Annotated in this window: 29 protein-coding genes and 1 pseudogene; 11 read left to right on the forward strand and 19 right to left on the reverse strand. The window is 42.8% G+C overall.

Features of this window, described 5'->3' with window-relative positions; translation table 11 throughout:
- Nucleotides 1-268, forward strand: a 268-nt coding sequence (locus tag BWD47_RS13925; RefSeq protein WP_143474491.1) for an IS3 family transposase, incomplete at its 5' end; no start/stop codon positions are given.
- 61 nt (nt 269-329) lie between these two features.
- Here the strand turns inward: BWD47_RS13925 and rplQ are convergent.
- The 18 genes and pseudogenes from rplQ to BWD47_RS14015 form a co-directional block, all read right to left on the reverse strand.
- Nucleotides 330-596 (reverse strand): annotated as a pseudogene (gene rplQ, locus BWD47_RS13930) (50S ribosomal protein L17); the annotation flags it as partial.
- Nucleotides 590-1,567: a DNA-directed RNA polymerase subunit alpha gene (gene rpoA, locus BWD47_RS13935; protein ID WP_075594157.1), complete on the reverse strand. Its 978-nt coding sequence runs from the start codon at nt 1,565-1,567 to the stop codon at nt 590-592. The pseudogene rplQ and the gene rpoA, both read right to left, overlap by 7 nt.
- A 24-nt stretch (nt 1,568-1,591) precedes the next feature.
- Nucleotides 1,592-2,212, reverse strand: coding sequence for a 30S ribosomal protein S4 (rpsD, locus tag BWD47_RS13940; RefSeq protein ID WP_036974007.1), 621 nt, complete (start codon nt 2,210-2,212; stop codon nt 1,592-1,594).
- A gap of 21 nt (nt 2,213-2,233) precedes the next feature.
- A complete protein-coding gene (gene rpsK, locus BWD47_RS13945) occupies nt 2,234-2,620 on the reverse strand; it encodes a 30S ribosomal protein S11 (protein ID WP_036974009.1) in 387 nt (128 codons plus the stop codon).
- Between the two features lie 13 nt (nt 2,621-2,633).
- Complete coding sequence (gene rpsM, locus BWD47_RS13950; RefSeq protein WP_036974011.1) at nt 2,634-2,990, reverse strand: 30S ribosomal protein S13; 357 nt, start codon at nt 2,988-2,990, stop codon at nt 2,634-2,636.
- A gap of 128 nt (nt 2,991-3,118) precedes the next feature.
- Nucleotides 3,119-3,232 carry a 50S ribosomal protein L36 gene (rpmJ, locus tag BWD47_RS13955; protein ID WP_002959476.1) on the reverse strand — a complete coding sequence of 38 codons (114 nt, stop codon included), beginning with the start codon at nt 3,230-3,232 and terminating at the stop codon, nt 3,119-3,121.
- A 22-nt stretch (nt 3,233-3,254) separates the two neighbouring features.
- Nucleotides 3,255-4,583, reverse strand: coding sequence for a preprotein translocase subunit SecY (gene secY / locus BWD47_RS13960; RefSeq protein WP_036974013.1), 1,329 nt, complete (start codon nt 4,581-4,583; stop codon nt 3,255-3,257).
- Between the two features lie 10 nt (nt 4,584-4,593).
- Nucleotides 4,594-5,028, reverse strand: coding sequence for a 50S ribosomal protein L15 (gene rplO / locus BWD47_RS13965; protein ID WP_036974015.1), 435 nt, complete (start codon nt 5,026-5,028; stop codon nt 4,594-4,596).
- A 4-nt stretch (nt 5,029-5,032) separates the two neighbouring features.
- Nucleotides 5,033-5,215: a 50S ribosomal protein L30 gene (gene rpmD, locus BWD47_RS13970; RefSeq protein ID WP_016710201.1), complete on the reverse strand. Its 183-nt coding sequence runs from the start codon at nt 5,213-5,215 to the stop codon at nt 5,033-5,035.
- 3 nt (nt 5,216-5,218) lie between these two features.
- Complete coding sequence (gene rpsE, locus BWD47_RS13975) at nt 5,219-5,725, reverse strand: 30S ribosomal protein S5 (RefSeq protein WP_036974018.1); 507 nt, start codon at nt 5,723-5,725, stop codon at nt 5,219-5,221.
- A 9-nt stretch (nt 5,726-5,734) separates the two neighbouring features.
- On the reverse strand, nt 5,735-6,085 hold the full coding sequence (rplR, locus tag BWD47_RS13980) for a 50S ribosomal protein L18 (protein WP_036974021.1): 351 nt from the start codon (nt 6,083-6,085) through the stop codon (nt 5,735-5,737).
- A gap of 9 nt (nt 6,086-6,094) precedes the next feature.
- Nucleotides 6,095-6,628, reverse strand: a complete 534-nt coding sequence (gene rplF, locus BWD47_RS13985) for a 50S ribosomal protein L6 (RefSeq protein WP_036974024.1) — start codon at nt 6,626-6,628, stop codon at nt 6,095-6,097.
- Between the two features lie 13 nt (nt 6,629-6,641).
- Entirely contained in the window at nt 6,642-7,034 is a 393-nt protein-coding gene (gene rpsH, locus BWD47_RS13990; RefSeq protein WP_036974026.1) for a 30S ribosomal protein S8, read from the reverse strand.
- A 21-nt stretch (nt 7,035-7,055) separates the two neighbouring features.
- A complete protein-coding gene (gene rpsN / locus BWD47_RS13995) occupies nt 7,056-7,361 on the reverse strand; it encodes a 30S ribosomal protein S14 (RefSeq protein WP_036974028.1) in 306 nt (101 codons plus the stop codon).
- A 10-nt stretch (nt 7,362-7,371) separates the two neighbouring features.
- Nucleotides 7,372-7,911 (reverse strand): 50S ribosomal protein L5, encoded by a 540-nt coding sequence (gene rplE / locus BWD47_RS14000; protein WP_036974030.1) that lies wholly within the window; start codon nt 7,909-7,911, stop codon nt 7,372-7,374.
- A gap of 16 nt (nt 7,912-7,927) precedes the next feature.
- Nucleotides 7,928-8,242, reverse strand: a complete 315-nt coding sequence (gene rplX, locus BWD47_RS14005; protein WP_036974032.1) for a 50S ribosomal protein L24 — start codon at nt 8,240-8,242, stop codon at nt 7,928-7,930.
- A 10-nt stretch (nt 8,243-8,252) separates the two neighbouring features.
- Entirely contained in the window at nt 8,253-8,621 is a 369-nt protein-coding gene (gene rplN, locus BWD47_RS14010; protein WP_010378257.1) for a 50S ribosomal protein L14, read from the reverse strand.
- A gap of 276 nt (nt 8,622-8,897) precedes the next feature.
- Complete coding sequence (locus BWD47_RS14015; protein ID WP_036974034.1) at nt 8,898-10,841, reverse strand: AsmA family protein; 1,944 nt, start codon at nt 10,839-10,841, stop codon at nt 8,898-8,900.
- A gap of 224 nt (nt 10,842-11,065) precedes the next feature.
- Between BWD47_RS14015 and BWD47_RS14020 the strand changes: the two genes are divergently transcribed.
- The 4 genes from BWD47_RS14020 (at nt 11,066) to BWD47_RS14035 (ending at nt 13,975) form a co-directional block, all read left to right on the forward strand.
- A complete protein-coding gene (locus tag BWD47_RS14020) occupies nt 11,066-11,485 on the forward strand; it encodes a hypothetical protein (protein ID WP_036974036.1) in 420 nt (139 codons plus the stop codon).
- Between the two features lie 8 nt (nt 11,486-11,493).
- Nucleotides 11,494-11,694 (forward strand): helix-turn-helix transcriptional regulator, encoded by a 201-nt coding sequence (locus BWD47_RS14025; RefSeq protein ID WP_036974038.1) that lies wholly within the window; start codon nt 11,494-11,496, stop codon nt 11,692-11,694.
- Nucleotides 11,695-11,843: 149 nt separating this feature from the next.
- Nucleotides 11,844-13,010 carry a hypothetical protein gene (locus BWD47_RS14030; RefSeq protein ID WP_065978370.1) on the forward strand — a complete coding sequence of 389 codons (1,167 nt, stop codon included), beginning with the start codon at nt 11,844-11,846 and terminating at the stop codon, nt 13,008-13,010.
- A 287-nt stretch (nt 13,011-13,297) separates the two neighbouring features.
- A complete protein-coding gene (locus BWD47_RS14035) occupies nt 13,298-13,975 on the forward strand; it encodes a TorF family putative porin (RefSeq protein WP_036974042.1) in 678 nt (225 codons plus the stop codon).
- A gap of 70 nt (nt 13,976-14,045) precedes the next feature.
- Here BWD47_RS14035 and BWD47_RS14040 read toward each other — a convergent pair whose 3' ends face one another.
- A complete protein-coding gene (locus BWD47_RS14040) occupies nt 14,046-14,939 on the reverse strand; it encodes an aldo/keto reductase family oxidoreductase (RefSeq protein ID WP_036974044.1) in 894 nt (297 codons plus the stop codon).
- 169 nt (nt 14,940-15,108) lie between these two features.
- Between BWD47_RS14040 and BWD47_RS14045 the strand changes: the two genes are divergently transcribed.
- From BWD47_RS14045 to BWD47_RS14070, 6 genes are all read left to right on the forward strand, one after another.
- Nucleotides 15,109-15,819, forward strand: coding sequence for a YIP1 family protein (locus BWD47_RS14045; RefSeq protein ID WP_075594158.1), 711 nt, complete (start codon nt 15,109-15,111; stop codon nt 15,817-15,819).
- A gap of 47 nt (nt 15,820-15,866) precedes the next feature.
- Nucleotides 15,867-17,033, forward strand: a complete 1,167-nt coding sequence (locus BWD47_RS14050; protein ID WP_036974048.1) for an efflux RND transporter periplasmic adaptor subunit — start codon at nt 15,867-15,869, stop codon at nt 17,031-17,033.
- Nucleotides 17,033-17,740, forward strand: a complete 708-nt coding sequence (locus BWD47_RS14055; protein WP_036974050.1) for an ABC transporter ATP-binding protein — start codon at nt 17,033-17,035, stop codon at nt 17,738-17,740. The genes BWD47_RS14050 and BWD47_RS14055 overlap by 1 nt, the downstream gene beginning before the upstream one ends.
- Nucleotides 17,733-18,971, forward strand: coding sequence for an ABC transporter permease (locus BWD47_RS14060; protein ID WP_036974052.1), 1,239 nt, complete (start codon nt 17,733-17,735; stop codon nt 18,969-18,971). Before BWD47_RS14055 ends, BWD47_RS14060 begins: the two co-directional genes overlap by 8 nt.
- A gap of 120 nt (nt 18,972-19,091) precedes the next feature.
- The gene (locus tag BWD47_RS14065; RefSeq protein WP_065978371.1) at nt 19,092-19,934 is read left to right on the forward strand and encodes an endonuclease/exonuclease/phosphatase family protein; all 843 of its coding nucleotides are present in this window, start codon (nt 19,092-19,094) and stop codon (nt 19,932-19,934) included.
- Nucleotides 19,931-20,305 carry a DUF5329 domain-containing protein gene (locus BWD47_RS14070; protein ID WP_036974056.1) on the forward strand — a complete coding sequence of 125 codons (375 nt, stop codon included), beginning with the start codon at nt 19,931-19,933 and terminating at the stop codon, nt 20,303-20,305. The genes BWD47_RS14065 and BWD47_RS14070 overlap by 4 nt, the downstream gene beginning before the upstream one ends.
- Nucleotides 20,306-20,342 lie beyond the last annotated feature (37 nt).

Here is a 20,342-nt window from a genome sequence, read left to right on the forward strand (position 1 = left end):
AAACAAACAATATCAAAATCATCTCAAGGAAAAAGGGTTGCAACAAAGTATGTCTAGAAAAGGAAATTGTTTAGATAATGCGGTTGCTGAGAACTTCTTCGGCATATTGAAGAGTGAGATGTACCACAACGAAACGTTTAAAGACGTGAATGAGCTTATTGAAAACATCAAAGAATATATCCACTATTACAACAACGAGCGTATTAAGCTGAAACTAAAAGGCCTGAGTCCGATACAGTATCGAAATCAGGCCTTGGCAGCCGCTTAAAAATGAGTCCAACTTTATGGGGTCACTTCACATAAGCTCGGCTTTTTGGTGTCTTTACGACTTACTCTGCAGACTGTGCGTCTTCTTGAACTTCTTCGTTTGTCGCTGGGCGACCAACTAGTTCAATATAAGCCATTGGTGCATTGTCACCAGCACGGAAGCCACACTTAAGAATACGAGTGTAACCACCTGGACGGTCTGTATTACGAGGACCGATTTCGCTGAACAATTTGCCAACTACTTCATTATCACGCGTGCGAGCAAACGCTAAACGGCGGTTTGCTACACTGTCAGTCTTAGCCAGTGTGATTAAAGGTTCAATTACACGGCAGGCGGCCAATTTTCTAGGCGCATACCTAGAGATAGACCACGTGAAGCTAGCACGTCTTTAATTTCAGTTAGAGACTTCTTACCTAAGTTAGGCGTTTTAAGAAGCTCAACTTCAGTGCGCTGAACTAAATCACCGATATATTGAATTTGCTCGGCTTTCAAACAGTTTGCTGAACGTACTGTTAGTTCAAGATCATCAACTGGACGAAGTAGAATAGGATCGAATTCTGGCTTCTCTTCTTTCTCTTCTGGCTCAGTTACATCACGTAAATCTACGAATGCATCTAATTGCTCAGCTAAGATAGTAGACGCACGGCGGATCGCTTCTTCAGGATCTAAAGTGCCGTTCGTTTCCATATCAATGATTAACTTGTCTAAGTCTGTACGTTGCTCAACACGGGCTGATTCAACCGAGTACGCAATACGTTCAACTGGGCTGAATGATGCATCAAGCAGCAATCGACCAATTGGACGCTCATCGTCATCAGAGGATAAACGACTAGATGCCGGCACATAACCGCGACCGCGCTCAACACGAATACGCATGCTGATCTCGCTGCTATCTGTCGTTAGGTGACAGATAACGTGATCTGGGTTGGCGATAGTTACATCACCATCGTGCTGAATATCAGCCGCAGTCACAGGGCCTACACCAGATTTAGTCAGGGTCAGAAAAACTTCATCTTTGCCTTCTAAAGTTACTGCTAGACCTTTAAGGTTTAACAGAATTTCAATGATGTCTTCTTGTACGCCCTCTTTCGCGCTGTACTCATGCAATACACCGTCGATTTCTACTTCAGTTACTGCACATCCAGGCATAGATGATAACAGTATACGGCGTAAGGCATTACCCAGAGTATGACCGAAGCCACGCTCTAATGGTTCTAAAACTACTTTAGAACGCGTTGGGTTGATAGCGTCGATATCGACTAACCTTGGTTTTAGGAATTCGGTAACAGAACCCTGCATTTTATCCTCTCTTAACTCTTAACTTTACTTAGAGTAAAGTTCGACGATTAGTTGTTCGTTAATGTCCGCAGACAGATCTGAACGCTCAGGTAGGCGCTTGAAGCTACCTTCCATTTTCTTACCGTCAACTTCAACCCAAGTCGGCTTTTCACGTTGCTCAGCCAACTCTAGAGCAGCGATGATACGTGCTTGTGTTTTAGACTTCTCACGAATTACAACAGTATCTTCTGGTGTAATTACGTATGAAGGAATATTCACAACACGACCATTAACTAAGATCGCTTTGTGGCTAACTAACTGACGTGCTTCTGCACGTGTGCTAGCAAAACCCATGCGATATACAACATTGTCTAAACGTTGCTCTAAAAGCTGTAACAAGTTTTCACCTGTATTACCTTTAAGGCGAGCAGCTTCTTTGTAGTAGTTACGGAATTGCTTTTCTAATACACCGTAGATACGACGTACTTTTTGCTTTTCACGTAACTGTAAACCGTAATCAGATAAGCGACCTTTACGAGCGCCGTGCTGACCAGGTGCAGTCTCAAGTTTACACTTAGAGTCGATAGCTCTTACGCCGCTCTTAAGGAACAGGTCAGTACCTTCACGACGACTCAGCTTGAGCTTAGGGCCCAAATATCTTGCCATGTTATTTCTCCTAACCTATTGTTAAACGCGACGTTTCTTCGGTGGACGACAACCATTATGAGGGATTGGCGTCACGTCAGTGATGTTGGTGATACGGTAACCAGCAGCATTCAAAGCACGTACAGCAGATTCACGACCTGGACCTGGACCTTTAATGAACACTTCTAGATTTTTTAAACCGTATTCTTGAGCAGCAGTACCTGCACGCTCTGCAGCAACCTGAGCAGCAAATGGAGTAGATTTACGTGAACCACGGAAACCTGAACCACCGGCAGTAGCCCATGATAGTGCATTACCTTGACGGTCTGTAATTGTTACAATAGTGTTGTTGAAAGAAGCATGAACATGAGCCATACCATCAGCAACTTGCTTTTTAACCTTCTTACGACGAATTGGTGCTTTAGCCATAATCTACCCCACCTTATTTCTTGATAGGCTTGCGAGGACCCTTACGAGTACGCGCGTTAGTCTTAGTACGTTGACCACGTAGTGGTAACGAACGACGGTGACGTAGGCCACGGAAACAACCAAGGTCCATAAGGCGCTTGATATTTAATGTAACTTCACGACGAAGGTCACCTTCTACAGTGTACTTGCCAACTGCTTCACGCAATACGTCAAGTGTTTCGTCTGAAAGCTCACCGATTTTTGTGGTCTCGGCGATACCAGTCGCTGCTAAGATAGCCTTAGAGCGAGTCTTACCTATGCCATAAATAGCAGTTAAACCGATAACTGCATGTTTATGATCAGGGACGTTAATGCCAGCGATACGGGCCACTAACACATCTCCTATATTTGAATTTGGTTATCATCTGTTTGAAAAGCCCGTAAGGATACTCAAACGAAGACCAAATCACAACTAAAAACACAGGCCGAGTAAATAACTCAGCCTGCACGACTGTTTAATTAGCCTTGCCTTTGCTTATGCTTAGGCTCACTGCAAATTACGCGTACTACACCAGCACGTTTAATAACTTTACAGTTACGGCATATTTTCTTAACGGAAGCACGTACTTTCATTGCTCAACTCCGTAAACTGACCTTATCGGCCGTAGCCTTTAAGGTTTGCTTTTTTCAGCACAGAATCATACTGATGTGACATCAGATGCGTCTGTACTTGTGCCATAAAGTCCATGATTACAACAACGATAATCAAAATTGATGTACCGCCGAAATAGAATGGCGTTTGCCATGCCATAGTCATGAATTCGGGCACCAGACAGATAAAGGTTATATACAAAGCACCTGCCAATGTCAGGCGTGTCATCACTTTATCAATGTATTTAGATGTCTGCTCACCTGGACGAATACCTGGGATAAATGCGCCAGATTTTTTCAGGTTATCTGCTGTTTCACGCGGGTTAAATACCAACGCGGTGTAGAAAAAGCAGAAGAAGATAATAGCCGCAGCTAAAACCATCGCATATAACGGTTGACCTGGAGTCAATGTTGTAGCGATTGCTTGTAGCACATCAGCGACCGGACCTTCACCCTGGCCGAACCAGCTTGCAATTGTACCAGGGAACAGAATTATACTGCTAGCAAAGATTGGTGGAATAACACCCGCCATGTTTACTTTCAGCGGTAAGTGCGTGCTTTGAGCAGCAAATACCTGACGACCTTGTTGACGCTTAGCATAGTTAACGACGATACGACGTTGACCACGCTCGAAGAATACAACGAGGTAAGTAACAGCGAATACGATTACAGCAATCAATAACAGTACAAGTACATTCAGATCACCTTGGCGCGCCATTTCGGCTGTCGAACCAATAGCAGACGGCAGGTTTGCTACGATACCAACAAAAATCAGAACTGAAATACCGTTACCGATACCGCGTTCTGTAATTTGCTCGCCCAACCACATAAGGAACATAGTACCGGTAACTAAACTCACTACAGCAGTGAAGTAGAAACCGATACCAGGGTTAACAACTAACCCGTCCATCATACCCGGTAAGCTTGTGGCAATACCGATTGATTGGATAGTAGCAAGCACAAGCGTGCCATAGCGTGTATACTGGCTGATTTTCTTACGCCCTTGCTCGCCTTCTTTCTTAAGCTCTATAAACGGCGGATACATATGCGTTAATAGTTGCGTAATAATCGAAGCCGAGATATACGGCATAATACCCAGTGCCAACACTGAAGCGCGCTCAAGCGCACCACCGCTGAACATGTTAAACATTTCAACAATGGTGCCCTTTTGTTGCTCGAAGAAATCGGCAAGTACAGCGGCGTCAATCCCAGGGATCGGCACGAATGAACCTAGACGGTAAATAATGATAGCACCCAATACAAATAGTAATCGACGCTTCAATTCCGAAAGCCCACTTTGTGCACTTTTCATATCTTGACCTGGTTTAGCCATTAGTACTTCCTTAGTCTTCTACCTTGCCTCCGGCAGCTTCGATAGCTTCGCGAGCACCTTTGGTCACTTTAAGACCTTTAACGGTAACTGCGCGTGAAACTTCGCCAGATTTTACTACTTTAACGAACTGGATGTTCTTTTTAACTAGACCAGCTGCTTGTAACGCGTTTACGTCTACTACATCGCCTTCAACTTTAGCGATTTCAAAAAGGTTTACTTCAGTAGATACTAATGATTTACGTGAAGTGAAACCAAATTTAGGTAGACGACGTTGCATAGGCATTTGACCGCCTTCGAAACCAACGCGTACTTTACCGCCAGAACGTGATTTTTGGCCTTTATGACCACGGCCACCAGTCTTACCAAGACCAGAACCAATACCACGACCTAGACGTTTCTTTTCAGTTTTTGCACCAGCAGCAGGTGAAAGTGTATTCAAACGCATCGAATTAACCCTCAACCTTTACCATGTAAGAAACTTGGTTAATCATACCACGCACACATGCTGTGTCTTCTAACTCAACAGTGTGATTGATACGACGTAAACCAAGACCGCGTAATGTAGCTTTATGCTTCGGTAAACGACCGATAGAGCTCTTTACTTGTGTTACTTTAACAGTTTTATTAGCCATGGTTTACCCCGTGATTTCGTCTACGCTAAGACCACGTTTAGCAGCGATTGACTCTGGAGAGTTCATGTTCTCTAGAGCTGCAATCGTTGCACGAACGATATTGATCGGGTTAGTTGAACCGTATGCTTTTGACAATACGTTCTGTACACCAGTTACTTCTAGTACTGCACGCATCGCACCACCGGCGATGATACCTGTACCTTCTGAAGCAGGCTGCATGTATACTTTAGAACCCGCGTGGCGACCCTTGATTGGGTGCTGTAGCGTGTTACCGTTTAGGTCTACACTGATCATGTTACGACGTGCTTTTTCCATTGCTTTTTGAATAGCAGCTGGAACTTCACGTGCTTTACCATAACCGAAACCTACTTTACCTGCGCCGTCACCAACTACAGTTAGTGCAGTGAAGCTAAAGATACGACCACCTTTAACCACTTTAGACACACGGTTTACCGCGATTAGCTTTTCAGCCAAATCAGGCTGTTGTTGCTTTGCTTCTACGTTAGCCATTGTCTACTCCTAGAATTGCAAACCGGCTTCACGCGCTGCATCAGCAAGCGCCTTCACACGGCCGTGATATTTAAAGCCACTGCGATCAAAAGCAATCTTTTCGATGCCTTTGTCAGCTGCACGTTCAGCAACCGCTTTACCAACTGCTTGAGCAGCTGCTACGTTACCTGTGCCTTTAACTGTTTCGCTAATTGCTTTTTCAACAGTAGAAGCAGCAGCCAGTACAGTACCCTCAGCAGTAACTACTTGAGCGTAAATGTGACGTGGCGTGCGGTGGATAACAAGACGCGTTGTGCCTTGTTCAATGTAATTTCTACGAGTGCGCTTAGCACGACGTAGACGAGCTGTTTTTTTATCCATCGTCTTACCTTACTTCTTCTTAGCCTCTTTACGGCGTACATTCTCGTCCGCGTAACGAACACCTTTACCTTTATAAGGCTCAGGTTTACGGTATGCACGGATGTTAGCAGCTGTTTGACCAACTAACTGCTTGTCTACGCCCTTAACTAGAACTTCTGTTTGGCTTGGTGTTTCAATCGTAATACCTTCAGGTACTTCGAAATTCACTGGGTGTGAGAAACCAAGAGTTAAGTCTAAAACTTTGCCCTTAGCCGCTGCACGGTAACCAACACCTACTAACTGAAGCTTCTTCTCGTAACCTTCATGCGTACCAACAATCATATTGTTGATTAGAGCGCGAGCAGTACCTGCTTGAGCCCATGCATTGACTACGCCTTCACGAGGTAAAGTTGTAATAACGTTGTCGTTAACTTGTACTTCAACAGCATCGTTGATAGTGCGAGTTAATTCACCGTTTTTGCCTTTAACTGTGATGTCCTGGCCTTTTAATGTAACTTCTACACCGGCAGGAACATTGATTGGTGCCTTTGCTATGCGAGACATAGTTCCCCTCCGATTAAGCTACAAAGCCAATGATCTCACCACCAACGCCGGCACTACGTGCTGCGCGGTCTGTCATTAGGCCTTTAGAAGTTGATACGATAGCGATACCAAGACCACCCATTACCTTAGGTAATTCGTCACGTTTCTTATAGATACGTAGACCAGGGCGGCTAACACGCTGGATATTTTCAATAACAGCTTTGCCTTCGAAATATTTTAATTCGATTGCTAGCTCAGGCTTCGCTTCACCGCTTACAGCGTAATCTGCGATATAACCTTCATCTTTTAATACTTTAGCTACTGCTACTTTCAGTTTTGAAGTTGGCATCGTTACTGATACTTTCTTCGCTGACTGACCGTTACGGATACGTGTAAACAAATCCGCAATAGGATCTTGCAAGCTCATAGTCTTACTCCCGTGATACTATTACCAGCTAGCCTTTTTAAGGCCAGGAATTTCACCGCGCATAGCTGCTTCGCGAACTTTAATACGGCTCATGCCGAATTTGCGAAGGTAACCATGTGGGCGGCCCGTAACGTTACAACGATTACGTTGACGTGAAGAGCTAGAATCACGTGGTAAAGCTTGTAGCTTTAATACCGCGTCCCAACGATCATCGTCAGATGTTTTCACATCACTGATGATAGCTTTTAGTGCAGCACGCTTTTCAGCATACTGAGCAACTAATTTAGTGCGCTTTGCTTCGCGCGCTTTCATAGAATTCTTTGCCATAACCCTACCCTTATTTCTTAAATGGGAAGTTAAACGCTTCTAACAACGCACGGCCTTCCTCATCTGTTTTCGCAGAAGTAGTGATAGTGATATCCATACCGCGTACACGGTCTACTTTATCATAATCAATTTCTGGGAAGATGATTTGCTCACGTACGCCCATGCTGTAGTTACCACGTCCATCAAAAGACTTAGCACTTACACCACGGAAGTCACGGATACGTGGGATAGCGATTGAAACCAAACGCTCAAAAAAGTCCCACATACGCTCGCCACGTAGGGTTACTTTACAACCAATTGGGTAACCTTCACGCACTTTGAAGCCAGCAACAGATTTGCGTGCTTTAGTGATTAGAGGTTTCTGACCAGAGATTGCTTCTAGATCTGCAACAGCATTATCTAGGATCTTCTTGTCAGCTAGAGCTTCGCCCACACCCATGTTTAATGTGATCTTTTCGATCTGAGGGACTTGCATGACAGAGCTGAAACCAAACTTCTCTTGAAGTTCAGCCACTACTTTGTCTTTATATACTTCATGCAGTTTCGCCATCATTCTACTCCAACTATTAGATAGTTTTACCAGTAGATTTAAAGATACGTAATTTCTTACCATCTTCAATCTTGAAACCTACACGATCTGCTTTACCCGTTTCCGAGTTGTAGATCGCAACGTTTGATACGTCGATAGACGCTTCTTTCTCAACAATACCGCCAGCTTGGTTCAACTGAGGAACAGGCTTTTGGTGCTTCTTGATTAAGTTGATGCCTTCGACAAATACTCGACCAGACTCAGTAACAACTGAAAGCACTTTACCGCGCTTACCTTTGTCTTTACCGGCTAGTACGATTACTTCGTCATCACGACGGATTTTTGCTGCCATGATAGACTCCTTATAGTACTTCTGGTGCTAGTGAAACGATTTTCATGAACTTTTCAGTACGAAGTTCACGAGTCACAGGGCCGAAGATACGAGTACCAATTGGCTGTAAGTTATCATTTAAGATAACAGCCGCATTGCTATCGAAACGGATCAAAGAACCGTCCGGACGACGAACGCCTTTTTTAGTACGCACAACTACTGCGTTTTTAACATCACCTTTCTTCACTTTACCGCGAGGAATCGCTTCTTTTACAGAAACTTTGATGATATCGCCAACCGCTGCATAGCGACGGTGCGAACCGCCAAGGACTTTAATACACTGCACTTTGCGAGCGCCGCTGTTATCAGCAACGTCCAGCTGAGTTTGCATTTGGATCATGTTAATGACCTCCGGTGTAGATATTACAACACGCCTTAATTTTGTTTAAAATCAAGACATTTCGGTTAAATTCCACTCAAAAAACACACGAGTTGTCTCTTAAGGGCGGGCAATTGTATCAGCAATAGCAATGAAGTGGTAGGTTATTTTTTAATTAATTTATAATAAAGGGTCGCTATATCAAGGTGGGCTTACAACCGTTGACTGGTTTGTTATTGATTATAAAACAAACAGGGCGCCGATGCGCCCTGCTTTAAGGATTAAATTAAATTTTTATTAATTTCCAAATAAGCCTTTAAGCTTATCTTTTATTTTATCTTTCGCTTTTTCTTTCACTTCTTCTTTGGCCGCATCACTCACATCGAGGCTATAACCCACATCATGGAATGGGCCTTTAATACGCAGTGGAATTTTAAAGCCTGTGCTGTCATCTGTGGTACCTTGCCCTTCAATTGAATCAACGATGCCTGTCACGAGACGATAATCAACGTTGGTCATCGGTAAATCCACCTTACCAGCCCCCGAAATTCGAATAAGCGGGCTTAATAATGACAAGTCACGGTTTTCACCCACCCCATTAGTGAAATTAAAGCTGCCTGTTAACGCTGAGAAATCTGTTTGCTCAGAGTTATCGAAGCCTGTATCGAGACCTTCTGATACGGCCCCTAAGTTACCTTTGATTAGCTCTTTTGCTTTACGGACCATTTCAGCAATGTTTGCGCCTTTAACTGCCCCATCTGCAAATTCAAATGCTAATTTACCATTCAACGCATTAATAAAGCTTTTCTGGCTTTGACCCGTTGTCGTTAAATTCCAGTTTAATGAACCTTTACCCATTAACTTATCAAAACCTGCTGCGTCAGTTAATAATGGCTGCGCATCTATTTTATCTAAAGCGAAGTTAGTTGAGATTGCATAAGGAGCTTGCTTTGCATTGAGTGTAATAACACCTTTACCATTGCCCTCATAAGCAACAAATTTGTCTAGGCTTACTTTCGCTACAGCATTTTTAAGGTTTACAGTGAATTGGTTCTCACCGAGTGTGATCTTCTTGGCTTTTAGACCACTTGAGCGAACAACTACACTCGCATCCAAGACATTTAAACCACTTAAATCAATTTTAGTATCATCCCATACGATAGGCTGAGCGGGTGCATCTTCTGCAGGTAAAGGTTGTGCCTCTTTTGCAACGCCTTCTGGAAGGTACGGATTTAAGTCGAGCATGCCTAAATCAATATCCGCATTGACCGCTAAGCGATTACCAAGGTTAATGTCGCTTTTACCTTTGATTTGTAATTCATCTAATGTTGCCAAAAGCTCTGTTAGTTTGAATTTGTCACCTTGTAGATGCATGGCCCCTTTAACATTAAAGGCATTAAAAGCATTGTCTTTGGCATTTAAGTCCACACCTTGCCAATTAGCAATATTTTTAACCGAATCACCGCTGATAGACAATTGACCTTGTACATCTTGACCCATTTCAGCAATCGCACCTTTAAAAGTCATATCTACCAAACGTGAATCAACCTCTGTACTGACATTAAAAGTCGCTCCTTCAATCACTTTCACGGGTGTATCAAGGGTTACATCAAGTTCAAAGCGCTCCCCCATATATGTAATCCCGCCTTTAAGCTCTAATGTTTTACGCAGTGATGGGAGTAAAATAGCCAGCTCTAAGTCACTAATCTGTTGTTTTGCGCCCGTTTTACCATCTAGATACGTGAAGGTTCCGCCATAAATTGCCACTTCACCTAACTGAATATCAAAGTTATCAGGCAAATTTACAGCTCCTGAGCTCTTTTGTTGCTCAGTCTCTGGTTGTTCGGCTACGCCATCAAACAACTGCCAGTTAGCTTTGCCATTTTTATCAGTTTCTAACAAAATTGTTGGCTCGTTGATAACGAACTTATCAAGTTTAAACTCACCACCGAAAAGCGACATCCAGGGAATATGAATGGCCAACTGTTGCATGCTTGCCATGTCTTTTTGTGAACCCGTTTGCATATTAGCAAAATGCACATCATTCAGTTCAAGCTTCAACGAAGGGAAAACCGACAGTTTTTTATCACCGTTAATGGTGAGGCTTCGACCCGTCGTTTGTTCAACTTGCTGCGAGACTTTGTTAAAGATTGCATCAGTTGGGATAAGAAACGGTGCGGCGATTACTAAGGCAATTAGTAATACGAATATGACACCAATAATCTTTAGTAAGGTTTTCATAATCATCCTTAAAAATGGGCAAACATTGTTCATATCATAGCGGGTGTTAAGCCGAAAATCATTGCTAAACAAATAAAAAGGCTATTCAGCAAGCTTAGGTAGACAAATATGAATCGTCGCTGAAATATTTTGAAACCTTTAGGTTACATTAAATAGTTGACTAGATGATACCCAAAGGTTACATTGATACCTATAGGTTACAATTAAAATTAAAAGGAAGATTTATGTCAAAGCAAGATATCCAAACGGAAGAGAAATTTATGAGCCAAAATGCATGGTTTTCAGTGTTTATGGGGATCACTCTACTCATTATCAGTGTTTACCCTGCGCTTAATCAAACATCGGCCCCCTTGTTGTTTTTAGGCAGTGCTGCTTTTCTGGGATCATTCTGTATGTTTGTGATAAGAGGTGGATTTACATGGAAAATGAAATATCGCCTTACTTATAAAGATGAGTTTTTAAATACGATTGACACCATTGCCTATAAACATGTTGTACTTGGTTTACTCTTTAGTATGGGTGCGGTGTATTTATTGTCTGATGAGTTAGCTTTAGATGTTTCTCATAGCATGATGGCTACCTTTTACCTGGCTGAAATGAGTTTAATATATGGCATCTCAATTCTTTGGCAAAGTAGAGACTAGGAGCAATAGTGCAAAATCATATTGCAAAATATCGCAAAGCCGCAGGGCTTTCGCAACAAGAGCTAGCCGATGCTATCGCTGTTTCACGTAAAACAATTAGTACGGTCGAAACGTCTCGCTTTACGCCTTCAGTGATCATTGCATTAAAGATAGCCCGGCAGTTTAATACAACTGTCGAGCAATTATTTTCACTAGACGAAGCAGATTAACGCCTTTAAATGCAATCTTGTGCAGATTTAACTTATCAAGATTGCATCCCCTGTATTCTTCGGTATGATGCACGCCCCTGTTGCTGTTAGCTTATTTAAGCTAAAATAAAGTGACTAAAAAATATATCAAACTGGAGAGTCTACAAGGCATGAAGAAACTGCTTATTTCACCGTCAAAAATGGCGCTTAGCGAGCAAGAAAGTCAAATTTATCAAAATATTCTCAAGCAATCTTCAGAGCTAAGCCTCAACCTAATGGCCGTGAAAGTAGACAACCACCCAGAAGACTTTTTAGGTTGGTGCTATGAGCTACTCAGTGCAAGCCGCGATCGTATTAACTATGATTTATTAGAAGATAAGCAGTTACCGACATTAAAAAAACTTCACGACTTACTGATCTCTGCCATTAGCTTCTTGCAATTGAAAACGCTGCGCGTTGCACCTTGGCCTGTTGTTACTGGCTTTATTGAGCAACATAAAGAGCTCATTGCGCTTGATGAGCAATTACGTTTAGCAAACTACATTGGCACAATTAAATCACAAACTTTAAAAGAAATGATTCCAGAAGACCGCTTGGCTTTTGCAGGCAAACACACGGCTTCTCTTGACCCAAGTAGCTATAACTTTGATGTTGAATGGTTTGCTTCAACCAAAAGTGCCAAAGGGTTTCATCAAATGCTGAGCGACCTGCCTGCGGCTTTTGACGAGGCCCTAGCGCACATTCCCCTAGAAGGCGATGTGACGCAAGAACACTATCAACATTTTATGGTTGCTTACTTTATGGCCTTTACAGGCAGCGAAGAAAAACCAACGCTTGCGCCTGCAACACGCTTATTAGCAATGCGCCGCCCAGATGTATTTACGCCTATTACAAATAGTAAGCTTGATGCGCTTTGCGCTTCGTTGGGAGTTCCTAAATTAAACAACCGTGATTTTGAACGTTATTGGCAAGACGTGGTTACTGCAATTCATAGCATGCCTTGGTTTAAAATGGCTGCTGCAGCAAATGATCATGAACAATCACTTATTGAGATAAAAGCGTTACTACCGTGCTTTTTCTATTATGCCGATAACACCACGGCTGATAACTCTAACTACATTAAACTGCTTAGCAAACCGAAGAGCACGGGCAGTTCTGCAGGCAAAAAAACCGTGCGTCGCGGCAAAGAGTCTGCTGAGATTTTAGTAGACCGCGCGCTTGCAAGTGACGATATCCCCGAGCATATAAAAGCAAAACGAGACTCTATCGTCAGCGAAGTTGAAAAAGGCCGTAGCGTTGAAGAAACAATCAGCCTAATGCGTGCCATTTTTGGCTAAGTCTCTATCAAACAAGAAAAACCTGGTTGCTTCGCGATTGTGCAACCGGGTTATTTTTTGCACCACAGGTGTGCGCATGAACAATTCAAATAAATCTAAACTTTAAAAAATAACACGCTTAAAAGGCTGTTTTTAAAGCAGTTAAACATAAAATATCCCTTTCAGAATTAACTTGGCACAACCAGTGCTACATCGTATCCAGACAACACATAAAAACTGTCCTCAAATAATAACCAGACTGCAATCTGAAATGGGGCAAATCAACATAACAACAGGATACGAGAAACATGCTAAAACTAAAAAAAACGGTCGTAGCAAGCGCCATTGCGCTATTAACTTTGAGCTCAACATATAGTTATGCAGAAGTAACAGCAAACGCTGCGGCTACTTCAAACTATTTATGGCGTGGTCAAGAGCAAACTGGGGGTGATGCTGCAATTCAGGGCGGTATTGATTACGCAAGTGAATCTGGCTTTTACGCAGGTACTTGGGTATCGAATGCCAGCTGGGCTGACGACATGACTTACGAGCTAGACCTTTATGCAGGTTTTGGCGGTGATATCAATGAAACATTTAGCTACGATGTTGGCTACATTTATTATGCTTACCCTGATGCAGCATCTTATACTGACGCTGACTTTTCAGAGATCTACGGTAGCATCAGCATGGGTAGTTTCACTTTTGGTGCTGCAATCCTTGCTACATCAGCAGCCAGCGGTGACGGTACAGATTTTGGAGATTCTTTATACTTAAATGCTGACTATAGCTTCCCAGTTGGCAGTACCGGTGCAGAAATGGCTCTTCATCTGGGTCATTACTCAGGCGATTTCATTGGTGATGATAATATCATTGACTACGGTGTTTCTGTGTCAAAAGACGGCTTTACATTTGGCGTGTCTGACACAGACATTGATGGCTCTGATGTAAAAGTGTATGTCGCTTACGCAGTTGACTTTACGCTTTAAAAAAGAATGTGTTACTTGCTGCAACACGAAGGGCCGAAAGGCCCTTTTCTCGTTAAAGCGCACTTTAAAATTATGGCACACTGTGGCCTGTAGAGCCTTGCCAAATACGATACCATTGCTCACGATTCATCGTGAATTCTTTCGCTGCGACGGCTGATTTAACCCGGGCAATGTTGCCTGTACCCAATACTACCGATGGCAAACTTGGGTGCATGAGTAACCAAGTATACACAACTTGATCGATAGAGCTGGCTCCAATTTCGTTGCCAACTTGCTCCAACACCGCACGCAAACGCACTGCTTTTTCATCGTCATTTGAAAATAAACGCCCGCCCGCTAAAGGTGACCAAAGCATGGGTTTAATATCAAGTAATTGGCATTGATCCAAAGTCCCATCATCAAGCGCTTTCATCTCATAAGGCGAAAACTCTATTTGATTCGTGACTAAATCAAAGTCTAAACGGGACTGCAGTAAGCTGAGTTGTGACGGCGTGAAGTTTGAAACACCAAAGTCAATAACATCACCATTTGCTTTTAAAGTATTGAATGCTTCAGCTACTTCATCTGCATTCATTAAATAATCAGGGCGATGGATCAATAACACATCTAATCGGTCGGTATTAAAGTGTTTAAGCGATTGCTGAGCGGATGCGATGATATGGGCTGCACTCGAGTCATAATGATTCGCTTTGCCTTGCAAGCCTAAACTGGGAAATGCGGGTTTAATTCCACATTTAGTGATTATTTTTATTTCATCACGAATACTCGGCTTTAGTTGTAACGCTTTACCAAATTCAGCTTCGCAGCCGTATTCACCATAAATATCAGCATGGTCAGTGTGTGTAACCCCTACTTCAATGGCTTGCTCTAAAAAGCTTAAGCATTGCTGTGGTGATATTTGCCAATCTAGCAAGCGCCAAAATCCCAGTACTAATTCATCAATACAACGCACATTGTTATTCACTATATATACCTACTTAATCTTGATTATTACACCTATCTTACTCTTTAAAGAATAACACAATTTCCCTATTCACAACTGTTAACATATAGTTACAAATCAGACTTCTAATTAATAATAAATCAGGGTATTTTAGTACCTAAAAATAAATGTTACTTAACAAGGAATAATAATGAAATCGTCGAATGCAGTGACAGCACTAGTTGATATTTTTATCAGCCCAAGCAAAGCGTTTAATGGAGTGAAGGAGGCAAAAGGCTGGTCTTTTGTTGCTTTCATATTACTTGCAGGCATGCTCGCGGCAAGTATGCTCGCTTTTTATAACAAAGCAGATCCTCAGTTTTTAATCGATCAGCAAGTCGCTGCAGCCAGTGTTGATGCCACAATTGCTGAGCAAAAAATGATCCGTCAAAGCATGGAGCAAACGCTTGATATGCAGGTATGGTTTGCGCTCTTTGGTGGTATTATTGGCTTAGCTGTTATTAATGCATTGATGGCGGGTTACTACCTATTTGTATCAAAGCAAGATCCAGAGGCTAACTATAGTTACGGTGCGTGGTATGGGTTTGGCGTGTGGACCATGATGCCAATGGTTATTTCAAGCTTGGGTATATTGATCCTCGTTTTAACTGCCAGCAACAACCAGCTTTCACCAACCCTCTTTAATTATGCCTCAATCAATCAATTGCTCATCGGCCTTGAGGTCGGTCATCCTTTTTGTACCATGCTTGAAAGCCTAAACATTTTCTCTATCTGGGGCATTGTACTAGCGGCAATCGGTTTAAAGTGTTGGACTAACTTCAACTTTAATAAAGCACTCCTGTTTGCTGCCCTACCCAGTATCGCGATCTACGGTATTTGGACAGTTATTGCAATCATCTAGCTATCAAATGAGCGGCATTGCCGCTCTTACTCCCACAAGGAAGTAACATGAAAAAAGCCATCATTATTGGCCTTGCTATCACGGCATTTGCAGCATTACTCATATCTAAGCAAATAACAAACAGCAAAAAAGTGCCTGAAATGCATGTAGCAAGCGTTGAACAAGGTAGTATTGCTGATTCAATTTTGGCCTCTGGTAATCTGGTATTTAACACCCAAGTACAGTTACGCTCAGAAGTCACTGGGCGGGTTGCGAAGGTATTTGTTGAAGAAGGTGAAAGTGTCACCGAAGGCGATATTTTAATGCGCCTTGATACCACTGCATTTGAATCTGAGGTGGCGCGAAACAAAGCGGTGTTACGTGCAACCGAGATTGATATTAAACACAGCGAAACACGCCTGAAAAATATTGAGCGACAATTAAGTCGACAAAAAGAGCTCTACGAAGTCGGACTTGCAGGCCAAGAAGTGTATGAAAACCTACAAAACGCGCGTGATTTAGCCGAAATTGATATTGAAGCGAAACGTGAAGCCTATCATCAAGCACAAGCGTCGTTACTGATTGCCGAAGACCGTTTAAATAAAAGTGTGTTTCGCGCACCCATGAGTGGGCTACTCGCTTCGGTCAACATTAAAGAAGGTGAAACCGTGATAGCCGGTACGACAAACATTATTGGTTCAGACCTAATGCTAGTCGCCGACCCCAGTGCAATTTTAGCGGAGTTACGGGTTGATGAAACTGATATTGCTGGCATAAAGTTAAATCAACATGCCGACATTTATGCCGCAGCCTACCCTAATCAACCCTTTACAGGAAAAGTCATAAACATTGGCACTTCAGCAAAAAACCAACCAGGTTCGCAAGGGCTATCGTTTAAAGTCAAAGTGCTGCTTGATGCCACTGAGCGTCAACTTTATGCTGGTATGAGTTGCCGAGCTGAAATTGCCACAAGCATTACCGAAAATGGTTTAAAACTCCCCATTGAAGCAATTCAAAAGGAAGACGATACCTACTTTGTATGGAAGCTAAACGCCGATAACACCGTCACTAAATCGCCAGTTAAGGTGGGAATTTCATCAGATATAGAACAAGCGATAACACAGGGTGTAACGGTGGGTGAACGCATTGTGATTGGTCCTGCAAGACCGCTTAGTTCATTAAAAGATGGCGATACCGTGGCAATTAAAGACAGCCTTGTAAAAGGGGCATCCTGATGTCTGTGGTAATCAAACTGACTAATATTAATAAACAATACAAAATGGGCGAGCAAGTTTTCAAAGCCCTGGATGACATCAATATCGAAATTGCACAAAATGAGTATGTTGCCATCATCGGCCCATCGGGTTCAGGTAAATCAACCTTAATGAATTTGCTTGGCTGTTTAGATACCCCAACCAGTGGTGATTACTATTTAAAAGATAAGTTAGTTAAACAAATGAGTGAAACTGAGCTTGCTCATCAACGTAATGAAAGCGTGGGTTTCATATTTCAAAGTTTTAACTTATTACCCCGCGCTTCCGCACTGGAAAATGTTATGCAGCCGCTCGTTTATCGTTTTATCTCCGCGAAAGAACGCAAAAAAAAAGCGCTTGAGTCATTACAGCGTGTTGGCCTTGGCGATAAAGTGAACCATTTATCTAGCCAGCTATCTGGCGGTCAACGACAACGTGTAGCCATTGCCCGCGCGCTCGTAACCAAGCCACACATTCTACTTGGTGATGAGCCAACCGGTAACTTAGATAGCAAAACGACCACCGAGATCATGGCCCTATTTGATGAATTACATAACGAAGGCCACACCATTATTTTAGTGACTCACGAGCAAGATATTGCCGACCATTGTCAACGCGTTATTCGACTCGTCGATGGGAAAGTGGTGAGCGACACTCGTAAAGGTGAAGGAGCAAGGCTGCATGTTTAGATCTGCTATTGCAATAATGGAAGGAAGTAAAGCGGCACTCATGGCAATTAAAGCCAATGCCATGCGCAGTGCCCTCACCTGTTTAGGGATCATCATCGGGGTCGCTGCGGTTGTCACTGTGGTGGCCGTTATGCAGGGTTTTACCAAACAAATTAATGACCAACTCGCTGATATGTCTCCAGATGTAACCAATATAAAGCCCTATACCAGTGTTGAAAAAGAAATGGTGGGACAGCAAGCCAAGCTAACTTATAGCGACTTCTTAACCTTAAAGGCGCGAATAAAAGAGGCTGAAACCTTCACTGCATTAATGTTTACATGGCGATTTTCTGGCGCTGCTGAGTATGGCAACAAAAGCCACTCGTCACGAGTGATGGGCACCGAACAAGATTATCAAAGAGCCTACCGTACCTACCCTGAATTAGGCCGATTTATTCGCGCAGAAGATGACGAAAAGCGCCGTCGCGTTGCTTTTATTGGTCCATCGATAATTGAAAAGCTTAACTTACCCGACAACCCCGTTGGCGAGTACATTAAACTGGGCGGTGAGTGGTTTCGCATTATTGGTGTAGCTGAAAAGCAAGGGAGCTTACTTGGCTTTGATCAAGACGATTATATTAATATTCCGATCAGCACCATGAGCGCCCTCGAAGGGGGTAGCGTTGATACGAATGTACAAATGATGTTCCGCTTAAAAGACGACGCTAACGAAGCACAAGTGTTGGCTAAAATTCGTCGAATTCTCAGACAGCTTCATAAATTAAAAGATGGTGATGAAGACGACTTTGAATTTGAGACCGCGGAAAAAGTCCGTGCTAATGTTGATAAATTTACAGGTAGCGCAACTGCCATTACCGCTGGAATTGTAGGTATAAGCCTAGTCGTCGGTGGAATTGGTGTGATGAATATCATGCTGGTTTCGGTAACGGAACGTACCCGCGTTATCGGCACCTTAAAAGCCTTAGGGGCAACACCTGGTTTTATCATGCTGCAATTTCTAGTTGAAGCTGTCGTGCTATCGCTGTTTGGCGGCTTAATTGGTTTAGCGATTGGTTATGGCGCTGCCGCACTGATTTCAATATTAGTGCCGAGCATGCCAGAAGCCTACATACCGGGTTGGGCGATTATGCTGTCGTTTGGCTTTACTTCATTGATTGGTATTGTGTTTGGTTTAGCGCCCGCTATTAAGGCTGCGCGTTTAAACCCAATTGATGCGCTGCGTTATGAGTAAAACATCGCAGTGTTTATATGTGATTGAGTACCAGAAAAGCATCTCTTTTTTAGCATGCTTACTTTGAACTAAACTTAAGTTGTCTTCAACTAACGGTTAGGTCAGCAATTTAGGGGCATTATGGCATCGTATCTGCACTTATTGTTTTTGAGTTTATTATCTTGGCACAGTCTTTCAAGTGAGCCACTTTCTGATGAACAACAAGGGATCACAAAAACGGCGGCTAATTTAGCTGGCTGCCAGCAACAATTAGCACAAAGCCGTCTGCAAACTTATGCGGGACACTATATATTGCCATATCAATTTGAACTGCTCAGTTGGAATATTTATAAAGCCCAAATTGACGGCTTACTCAACGACTTAAACACACTCAATGAGAGTGCAGATATTGTCTTATTACAAGAAGCCATTAAAGACTCCACCCTAACCAATCTAAAGCCTTATTGGCGTTTTGCCAAAGGCTATAAAAGTGGTAACGTGCAATCTGGTGTCATGACCTTAAGCCGCTGGCCAGCTACCGTACACTGTACATTAACGCATGTAGAACCGTGGCTGCGCAGCCCAAAAGCGACCAATATCGTTGAATATGCCTTACCAAATCAACAGTTATTACTCAGTGTTAACCTACACGCTATAAACTTTACCTTGGGCATTAGCGACTTAAAACAACAACTCGATGATGCCGCAGACATTATGCGCCATCACACCGGCCCCATTATATTTGCTGGCGACCTCAACACCTGGAGTGATGAAAGACAACAACTCGTCACACAAACACTCAAAAACCTTGGTTTACATGAAGCCATCTATTTAGACGATAAACGCACCAAAGCATTTGGATTAGCACTTGACCAAGTGTGGGTACGTGGTGTCAAAATAGAAACAACGGTTGTACCTGAGCTTGAAAGTTCAGATCACAATCCCATAATTGCAACCCTCACGATAGAGCAAGAAGCACAATGAAAGTAATGATCAAAGGATATTGGCTACTGAGCCTGATGTTACTATCTGTTAGTCAATTAAGTTATGCCAACACTGCAGAGCAAGAGATTAATCATTTAATAGATTTTGTGGCGCAGAGCGATGCTATTTTTATTCGCAACGGGACCGAACATTCAAGTAAAGATGCCGCCGAGCACTTGGCGATGAAATACAGTAAAGCAACTCGTTACGCTAAAACCGCCGAAAAGTTTATAGAGAATCTCGCCAGTAAAAGTTCATGGAGCGGTAAGCCCTATAAAGTCAGACTTAGCAATGGCACGTTACTTACATCAAAAGACTGGTTAAGTAATGAGTTAGAAGACTACCGCCGAAACCTGCATACACAACTATAATGTGATGACATCATTAACAGATAAGAAGCGAAAAGCC

Origin of the sequence: Pseudoalteromonas sp. PAB 2.2, assembly GCF_001938575.1 — a bacterium.
GTDB lineage: Bacteria > Pseudomonadota > Gammaproteobacteria > Enterobacterales > Alteromonadaceae > Pseudoalteromonas > Pseudoalteromonas lipolytica.

Coding starts and splice junctions, on each gene's coding strand:
- rpsD (WP_036974007.1), bottom strand. CDS start 2,212: ATGGCAAGATATTTGGGCCCTAAGCTCAAGCTGAGTCGTCGTGAAGGT.
- rpsE (WP_036974018.1), bottom strand. CDS start 5,725: ATGGCTAACGTAGAAGCAAAGCAACAACAGCCTGATTTGGCTGAAAAG.
- rplR (WP_036974021.1), bottom strand. CDS start 6,085: ATGGATAAAAAAACAGCTCGTCTACGTCGTGCTAAGCGCACTCGTAGA.
- rpsK (WP_036974009.1), bottom strand. CDS start 2,620: ATGGCTAAAGCACCAATTCGTCGTAAGAAGGTTAAAAAGCAAGTTGCT.
- rplN (WP_010378257.1), bottom strand. CDS start 8,621: ATGATCCAAATGCAAACTCAGCTGGACGTTGCTGATAACAGCGGCGCT.
- BWD47_RS14020 (WP_036974036.1), top strand. CDS start 11,066: ATGTCAAAGCAAGATATCCAAACGGAAGAGAAATTTATGAGCCAAAAT.
- BWD47_RS14015 (WP_036974034.1), bottom strand. CDS start 10,841: ATGAAAACCTTACTAAAGATTATTGGTGTCATATTCGTATTACTAATT.
- rpsN (WP_036974028.1), bottom strand. CDS start 7,361: ATGGCAAAGAATTCTATGAAAGCGCGCGAAGCAAAGCGCACTAAATTA.
- BWD47_RS14070 (WP_036974056.1), top strand. CDS start 19,931: ATGAAAGTAATGATCAAAGGATATTGGCTACTGAGCCTGATGTTACTA.
- BWD47_RS14055 (WP_036974050.1), top strand. CDS start 17,033: ATGTCTGTGGTAATCAAACTGACTAATATTAATAAACAATACAAAATG.
- BWD47_RS14030 (WP_065978370.1), top strand. CDS start 11,844: ATGAAGAAACTGCTTATTTCACCGTCAAAAATGGCGCTTAGCGAGCAA.
- BWD47_RS14035 (WP_036974042.1), top strand. CDS start 13,298: ATGCTAAAACTAAAAAAAACGGTCGTAGCAAGCGCCATTGCGCTATTA.
- secY (WP_036974013.1), bottom strand. CDS start 4,583: ATGGCTAAACCAGGTCAAGATATGAAAAGTGCACAAAGTGGGCTTTCG.
- BWD47_RS14060 (WP_036974052.1), top strand. CDS start 17,733: ATGTTTAGATCTGCTATTGCAATAATGGAAGGAAGTAAAGCGGCACTC.
- rpmD (WP_016710201.1), bottom strand. CDS start 5,215: ATGGCTAATAAAACTGTTAAAGTAACACAAGTAAAGAGCTCTATCGGT.
- BWD47_RS14065 (WP_065978371.1), top strand. CDS start 19,092: ATGGCATCGTATCTGCACTTATTGTTTTTGAGTTTATTATCTTGGCAC.
- BWD47_RS14050 (WP_036974048.1), top strand. CDS start 15,867: ATGAAAAAAGCCATCATTATTGGCCTTGCTATCACGGCATTTGCAGCA.
- rpmJ (WP_002959476.1), bottom strand. CDS start 3,232: ATGAAAGTACGTGCTTCCGTTAAGAAAATATGCCGTAACTGTAAAGTT.
- rpoA (WP_075594157.1), bottom strand. CDS start 1,567: ATGCAGGGTTCTGTTACCGAATTCCTAAAACCAAGGTTAGTCGATATC.
- rpsH (WP_036974026.1), bottom strand. CDS start 7,034: ATGAGCTTGCAAGATCCTATTGCGGATTTGTTTACACGTATCCGTAAC.
- rplO (WP_036974015.1), bottom strand. CDS start 5,028: ATGCGTTTGAATACACTTTCACCTGCTGCTGGTGCAAAAACTGAAAAG.
- BWD47_RS14045 (WP_075594158.1), top strand. CDS start 15,109: ATGAAATCGTCGAATGCAGTGACAGCACTAGTTGATATTTTTATCAGC.
- rplX (WP_036974032.1), bottom strand. CDS start 8,242: ATGGCAGCAAAAATCCGTCGTGATGACGAAGTAATCGTACTAGCCGGT.
- rplE (WP_036974030.1), bottom strand. CDS start 7,911: ATGGCGAAACTGCATGAAGTATATAAAGACAAAGTAGTGGCTGAACTT.
- rplF (WP_036974024.1), bottom strand. CDS start 6,628: ATGTCTCGCATAGCAAAGGCACCAATCAATGTTCCTGCCGGTGTAGAA.